Consider the following 7,092-nt stretch of genomic DNA (forward strand, 5'->3'; position numbering starts at 1 on the left):
CGGCCGGGCCCGGCCGTGCAGGCGGCCAGGGAGGTGGTGCCGAGGACGGCGAGGGCGAGGACGAGGGCCCGGCGGCGGGCGGTGGTGCGGAACACGAGGAACTCCCCTGGATGGTCGGTCCGGGGAAGGATCGGGGACGGATGCTGAGGTTTTGCTGAGGACGGGTCGGTCGAGGTCGAAGCCCCGGTCAGACCGAGGAAGGCCCCGGTCAGTCCGAGGAAGGCCCCCGGTCAGTCCGAGGTCGGCAGTCGCAGGACGAACCGGGCCCCGCCGCGTTCGCCCCGCTCCGCCGCGAGGGTGCCGCCGTGTGCGTGGGCCACCCAGGAGGCGATGGACAGGCCCAGGCCGGTGGACCCCGATCCGCTGCGGAACCGCTCGAACAGGGCGCCCGCGACCTCCGGAGGCAGGCCGGGGCCCGCGTCCTCGACCGTCAGTACGCCGTCGCGGCCCACCGTGATCAGCACGTCCGCCGGGACGCCCGGCGCGTGGCCGTGCGCGAGCGCGTTGTCGAGCAGATTGCCGACGGCCCGGCGCACGAGATCGGGGTCGGCGACCACGACCGTCTCCTCCGCCTCGACCCGGACGCGGTGACCCTTCGTGGGGGCCTCGGCGGCTTCCTGGGCGACTGCCTCCACCAACTGGTCCAGACGCAGCGGCTGCCGGGCCATCGCGGCCGTACCGGACATGAGACGGGCCCGGGTGAGCAGGCCGTCGACAAGCCGGCCCATTCCCTCCGCCAGACGCAGCGTGCGCCGGTGCACGTCCGCGCCGTCCGTCTCGCCGCGCAGTGCCGTCTCGGCGAGCGTCCGCAGCGAGGCGGCCGGGGTCCGCAGATCGTGGGCGGCGTCCGCGAGGAACGCCTCCTGACGGTCGAGCGCGGCGAGCGCGGGCCGGACCGCCCGCCCCGACAGGACGTGACCGACGGCCGCAGACAGCAGGACGAGCACCACGCAGCCGCCCGTCACCAGCCACACGAGCCGCCGGTGGTCGTCCTGCGGGGCGCTCGCGTCGGCCACGGTCACGAGCACGCCCTGCGGCCCGGCGTCGTCCGCCGCCTCCGGCGCGTAGAAGGGCTGCGCGAACACGCGTACCGGCTCGCCGTCCGTCGTGCGCCCGTCGAAGGCCCGTACGCCGTCGGCCCGCACCGCCGCACGGCCCGCCTCCTGGACCACGGCCCGTCCCACGGTCAGACACGGCTTCGCCGGCGCGTGCTCGACCGTCAACGCGCCCGGGTCGTCCGGATCCACGAGGAGCACGGTCAGCGGCGGGCACGCGGTGTCCACCGAGTCCGCGAGCACGTCCAGGACGAGCCGCCCGTCCTCGTCGGTCTCCAGGAGCCCGAGGGCCCAGCTGGTGTCCGCGTCCATCGTGTGGTCGAGCTGCTCCCGCCAGCGGCCGCTGTCGCTGCGCACGGCGAGCACGGTCATCGCGATCAGCCCCACGGCGCTGGTCAGCGCGAACAGCAGGCTGATCCGCCGGCGCAGCCGCAGGACCCGGGCCGCCGGCGTGAGCGTCCGCGCCCTGCGGAAGCGGGCGGACCTCACCGTGCGCCGTCGGGCGCCGCGAGCCGGTAGCCGACCCCGCGCACGGTGTGGATCAGCGGCGGGTCCCCGAGCTTGCGGCGGAGCTGGGATATGAGGACCTCCAGGACGTTCGACTGCGGTTCGGCCATCTCGTCCCAGCAGCTCTCGATCAGCTCGGCGCGGGACACCGCCTGGTCGGAGCGGGCCGCGAGGGCCTCGAGGACCGCGAACTCCCTGCTCGTGAGCGTGAGCAGCACCCCGGCCCGGCGGACGTGCCGGCGGGCGGTGTCGATCTCCAGGTCGCCGACGCGGTGCACCGGCGGGCGGACGACCGCGGCCCTGCGGCACAGGCTGCGCACCCGGGCGACCAGTTCGGGCACGGCGAACGGCTTGACGAGGTAGTCGTCCCCGCCGCTCGCGAAGCCCTCCACCCGGTCCGCCACCGTGTCGCGCGCGGTCAGGAACAGCACGGGCACGCCGCGGCCCGCGCGCCGCAGCCCGTCGACATAGGCGGCGGCGTCCCCGGACGGCAGCATCCGGTCGAAGACCGCGCAGTCGTACGCCGTGACGAACAGCGCCTCGTCGGCCCGGGGCAGATCGGAGGCCTCGTCGACGGCGAGCCCGGCGGCCCGCAGAGCGGCGGCCACCCCGAACCGGAGGTCTTCGTCGTCCTCGACGAGCAGTACACGCACGTCGGACACCCTAAGCGCTGTCCGGAACGCCGTCCGTCGCGCGTCCGGCGCACACCCGGAGCACACACGGGCGGCTCCGCCGGCAGGACCCCCGCTGTCCTCGGGCCGCCGAAGCCCGGCAGGACCCCCGCTGTCCTCGGGCCGCCGAAGCCCGACAGGGCCCGCTGTCCTCGGGCCCGCCGAAGCCCGGCAGGATCCTTGCCGACCGGCGGATGCCGAAACCGCTCCCATAGACTCCCGCGCATGCTGCGCGTACTGGCCGTCGACGACGAGGAGCCCGCCCTCGGCGAGCTGCTCTACCTGCTGCGCGCCGACCCCCGCGTGCGGACCGCCGAAGGCGCGGGCGACGCCACCGCCGCGCTCCGCAGGATCGGGCGCGCCCTGGAGACAGGACCCGACGGCGACGACGGCATCGACGTCGTCTTCCTCGACATCCACATGCCCGGCCTCACCGGCCTCGACGTCGCCCGGCTGCTCGCCGGCTTCGCCCGCCCGCCGCACATCGTCTTCGTCACCGCCCACGAGGGCTTCGCCCTCCAGGCCTTCGACCTCAAGGCGGTCGACTACGTCCTCAAGCCCGTTCGCCGCGAGCGCCTCGCGGAGGCCGTCCGCCGCGTCCACGAGCTGGTCCACGCCACCGCCGCGCCGGCCCCCGCGGCCCCCGAGCAGATCCCCGTCGAACTCGGCGGCGTCACCCGCTTCGTCTCCGTCGACGAGATCGCGTACGTCGAGGCCCACGGCGACTACGCCCGCCTCCACACCGACCACGGCAGCCACCTCGTCCGCATCCCGATCTCCACGCTCGAAGAGCGGTGGGCCGCCCGGGGCTTCGTCCGCATCCACCGCAGCCATCTCGTGGCCCTCGGCCGGATCGACGAGCTGCGGCTCGACGCCGGCGCCACCTCGGTACGGATCGGCGACACCGACCTCGCCGTCAGCCGCCGCCACGCCCGCCACCTGCGGGACCTGCTGATGCGCCGGGCCGGGGGCTGAACCCCGTACCCCTACCGGCCCCGCGTCCCGTCCGCCTACACTCCACGAGCCACAAGGAGACAGTCGAAGAGCGGACGCCCATGCCGGAGCCCAACCCCCCGCGCAGACCCCGGCGCGAGACCGTCACCTACGCCTCGGCGGTCGGCGACCGGACCGTGGCCCGTCTCCGGCCCCCACATCTCCCGGCCCGCTCCGAGATCGACGAGCAGACCACCCTCGGGCACACCTACGTCCGCTCCCTGATGCGCAGCCAGCTCCGCGCCGCCCTCACCGCCCTCGGGGCCCTCGCCCTGCTCGTCGGCTCGCTGCCGCTGCTGCTGGCGCTGCCCGCGCCCGAGGCGTTCGTCTGGGCCGCCCTCGGCTTCGGCGTGTACCCGGTCGTCTGGGCGATCGCCCACTGGTACGTCCGCCGGGCCGAGCGCAACGAGCGCGACTTCACCGGCCTCGTCGAACGGTGAAGTGCCTCGCGTGAACCAGACCCACGCCGTCGCCGCCGTCACCGCCGTCGTCCTCGCCACCGTCCTCATCGGCGCCCTCGGCCTGCGGATCTCCCGCACCACCTCCGACTTCTACGTCGCCTCGCGGACCGTCGGGCCGGCCCTCAACGCCGCCGCCATCAGCGGCGAGTACCTCTCCGCCGCCTCCTTCCTCGGCATCGCCGGACTCGTCCTCGTCCAGGGCCCCGCGATGCTCTGGTACCCGGTCGGCTACACCGCCGGACACCTCGTCCTGCTCGTCCTCGTCGCCGCCCCGCTGCGCCGCTCCGGGGCGTACACCCTCTCCGACTTCGCCGAGGCCCGCCTCGAATCCCCGCAGGCCCGGCGGCTCGCCAGCCTCTTCGTCGTCGGCATCGGCTGGCTGTACCTGCTGCCGCAACTCCAGGGCGCCGGGCTCACCCTGGAGATCCTCACCGGCGCCCCCGACTGGGTCGGCGGGCTGCTCGTCGCCCTCGTCGTGACCGGCACCGTCGCCGCCGGCGGCATGCGCAGCATCACCTTCGTCCAGGCCTTTCAGTACTGGCTGAAGCTGACCGCCCTGCTCGTCCCCGTCCTCTTCCTGCTCGCCGCCTGGTACGGGGACGGGGCGCCCCGGGCCCGGTTCGACGCCCCCGCCGTGCTGCGCGGCCACACCGTCGTCGAGGTCGCCGACACGGTGCGGATCGGGCTCGACGCCCCGCTCACGGTCACCGTCACCGGCCGCGTCGACTCCGTCGCGCACACCGGACGGACCGTCACCCTCGCCCCCGGCACGCATCACGTCCAGGGCGGCACCTCGCTCGCCTTCGCCCCGGGGGCGGCGCTGCCCGAGCGGGCCGCCAGCGGCACCGACCCCCTCGGCTGGTCCCAGCCGCTGGCCGGGGGCCGCGACGGGCACCAGCTGTACGCCACGTACGGACTGATCCTCGCGACCTTCCTCGGCACCATGGGCCTGCCGCACGTCGCCGTCCGCTTCTACACCAGCCCGAACGGCCGCGCCGCCCGCCGCACCACCCTCGTCGTCCTCGGCCTCGTCGGCGCGTTCTACCTGCTGCCACCCCTGTACGGAGCCCTCGGCCGGATCTACGCCCCCGAACTCGCCCTCACCGGCTCCGCCGACGCCGCCGTCCTCGTCCTGCCCGACCGGATCCTCGGCGGACTCCTCGGCGACCTCCTCGGGGCGCTCCTCGCGGCCGGCGCGTTCGCCGCCTTCCTCTCCACCGCCTCAGGGCTCACCATGTCGGTCGCCGGGGTCCTCACCCAGGACGTCCTGCCCCCGCGCGGCGTACGGCACTTCCGTCTCGCGACCCTGCTCGCCACCGCCGTCCCGCTCGCCGTCGGGGTGGTCGCCTCCAAGGTCCCGGTCGCCGACGCCGTCGGCCTCGCCTTCGCCGTCTCCGCCTCCTCCTTCTGCCCGCTGCTCGTCCTCGGGATCTGGTGGCGGAGGCTCACCCCGCCCGGCGCCATGGCGGGGCTCCTGCTCGGCGGCGGCTCCGCCCTCGCGGCCGTGATGGCGACCCGGGCCGGACTCGCCCCCGGGGGCTGGCCGCACACCCTGATGGCCTGGCCGGCGGTCTGGTCGGTCCCCCTGGGCTTCCTCACGATGCTGCTCGTCTCGCTCGCCACTCCCCGCCGGATCCCGCCCGGCACCCCCGCGATCCTCGCCCGGCTCCACCTCCCGGAGGAGATCACCGGCACCGTACCCACGCAGGAGGTGCGCCGATGAGCGGCATCGCCCTCGCCGCCGCGGCCGCCGCCGGGGCCGTACTGCTCGCCGCGGGCTTCGTCCTGGGCCGGTTCGCCGCCCGGCGCGGCGGCCGTACCGCCGATCCCGACCTCGGCACCCCCGTCGAACGGGCCACCTTCCACACCCTGCACACCGCCTCGCTCGCCGCGCCCCCGCTGCGCGCCGGACTCACCGAGGAGACCGCCCGCAAGGCGGCCCGCACGCTCCGCTCGCTGCTCGGCACCGAGGCGCTCTGCCTCACCGACCGGGGCGCGGTCCTCGCCTGGGACGGTCCTGGCGAGGACCACCACCGGGCGCACGTCCCCGAGCGGACCGCCGAGACCCTGGCGACCGGCCGCAGCCGCTCGACGCACAGCGGCTGCGACGACCCGGCGTGCCCGCTGCGCTGGGCGGTGATCGCCCCGCTCACCGGGGAGGACGGGGTCCTCGGCGCGCTCGTCGCCTACGGCTCACGGGAGTCGGCCGTGCTCGTACGGGCCGCGACGGAGGTGGCCCGCTGGGTCTCCGTCCAGCTGGAACTGGCCGAACTGGACCGCTCGCGCACCCGGATCGTGGAGGCGGAGATCCGCGCCCTGCGCGCCCAGATCTCCCCGCACTTCATCTTCAACTCCCTCGCCGCCATAGCCTCGTTCGTCCGCACCGACCCGGAGCGGGCCAGGGAACTCCTCCTGGAGTTCGCCGACTTCACCCGCTACTCCTTCCGCAAGCACGGCGAGTTCGCCCAGCTCGCCGACGAACTGCGCGCCGTCGAGCAGTACTTGGCGCTTGCCGGGGCCCGTTTCGGCGACCGGCTGAAGGTGACCCTGCAGATCGCCCCCGAAGTGCTGCCGGTGACCCTGCCGTTCCTGTGCCTCCAGCCGCTCGTGGAGAACGCCGTCAAACACGGCCTCCAGGACCGGGAGCGGGGCTGCCGGGTCACGATCGCCGCCCGGGACGCGGGCGCCGAGGCGGTGGTGACGGTCGAGGACGACGGCATCGGCATGGACCCGGAGCTGCTGCGGGCCGTCCTGCGCGGGGAGCACCCGGCGGGCTCCGGCATCGGCCTGTCCAATGTGGACGAGCGGCTGCGCCAGGTGTACGGGGCGGAGCACGGCCTCGTCATCGAGACCGGGGTCGGCGCCGGGATGAAGGTGACGGTACGCGTCCCCAAGTACCGCCCGGGAGTGCATCCTTCGGCACCGTAGACGCCCTTCAGCGCAGGTGCAGCGACAGGTGCGCGAGCGGGAGGCCCAGCTTCCAGGCGGGCAGCCAGATCTGCTCGCTCTCGTCGACCGGGCTCTCCGGGTCGGTCCGGCCGTCGAGGTCGGCGGCGCGGATCCAGGTGTCCCGCAGCTGCCGCCAGGCGGTCCGCGCGAGCGCCAGGTCGGGTCCTTCGCCGCCGCTCGCCCGCCGCGCGGCGAGGCGCTCCTCGACCCAGGGCGGCCAGGGACGGTCGTACGCCGTGTGCCGCAGCCACTCGTCGACGCGGCAGGCGGCCCACGCGCCGGCCGGTCCGTCCGGTTCCTCCGCGAGGTGGACGGTGAGGGCCAGGGCCTGGAGGCCGGCCCGGTACTCCAGTGAGCCGGGGGCCACGAGCGCGGCGGCCCGCAGCACCCCGTCGGCCAGGTACTCGGCACACAGCCAGGCCATCGGGACGGCGAGGCCGCCGCCGCTCGTGGCCC

7 protein-coding genes are annotated in these 7,092 nt (G+C 75.3%); 4 read left to right on the forward strand and 3 right to left on the reverse strand.

What is annotated here, in order from left to right:
* Positions 1-230: 230 nt before the first annotated feature.
* Positions 231-1,544, reverse strand: coding sequence for a sensor histidine kinase KdpD (locus tag CCN56_RS17505; protein ID WP_256962013.1), 1,314 nt, complete (start codon positions 1,542-1,544; stop codon positions 231-233).
* On the reverse strand, positions 1,541-2,215 hold the full coding sequence (locus CCN56_RS17510) for a response regulator transcription factor (RefSeq protein ID WP_086827943.1): 675 nt from the start codon (positions 2,213-2,215) through the stop codon (positions 1,541-1,543). The genes CCN56_RS17505 and CCN56_RS17510 overlap by 4 nt, the downstream gene beginning before the upstream one ends.
* Positions 2,216-2,458: 243 nt before the next feature.
* Here CCN56_RS17510 and CCN56_RS17515 point away from each other — a divergent pair, with 243 nt between their 5' ends.
* The 4 genes from CCN56_RS17515 to CCN56_RS17530 all read left to right on the forward strand — a co-directional run bounded on the left by CCN56_RS17515 (position 2,459) and on the right by CCN56_RS17530 (position 6,615).
* Positions 2,459-3,208: a LytTR family DNA-binding domain-containing protein gene (locus tag CCN56_RS17515; protein ID WP_086827934.1), complete on the forward strand. Its 750-nt coding sequence runs from the start codon at positions 2,459-2,461 to the stop codon at positions 3,206-3,208.
* An 80-nt stretch (positions 3,209-3,288) separates the two neighbouring features.
* Positions 3,289-3,666 (forward strand): hypothetical protein, encoded by a 378-nt coding sequence (locus tag CCN56_RS17520; protein WP_179199876.1) that lies wholly within the window; start codon positions 3,289-3,291, stop codon positions 3,664-3,666.
* Positions 3,667-3,676: 10 nt separating this feature from the next.
* The gene (locus CCN56_RS17525; protein WP_086827936.1) at positions 3,677-5,410 is read left to right on the forward strand and encodes a cation acetate symporter; all 1,734 of its coding nucleotides are present in this window, start codon (positions 3,677-3,679) and stop codon (positions 5,408-5,410) included.
* A complete protein-coding gene (locus tag CCN56_RS17530) occupies positions 5,407-6,615 on the forward strand; it encodes a histidine kinase (protein WP_086827937.1) in 1,209 nt (402 codons plus the stop codon). Before CCN56_RS17525 ends, CCN56_RS17530 begins: the two co-directional genes overlap by 4 nt.
* 7 nt (positions 6,616-6,622) lie before the next feature.
* Here the strand turns inward: CCN56_RS17530 and CCN56_RS17535 are convergent.
* Positions 6,623-7,092, reverse strand: a 470-nt coding sequence (locus CCN56_RS17535; protein WP_256962014.1) for a hypothetical protein, incomplete at its 5' end; no start/stop codon positions are given.

This window comes from Streptomyces sp. NRRL B-24572 (assembly GCF_002156145.1).
GTDB lineage: Bacteria > Actinomycetota > Actinomycetes > Streptomycetales > Streptomycetaceae > Streptomyces > Streptomyces vietnamensis.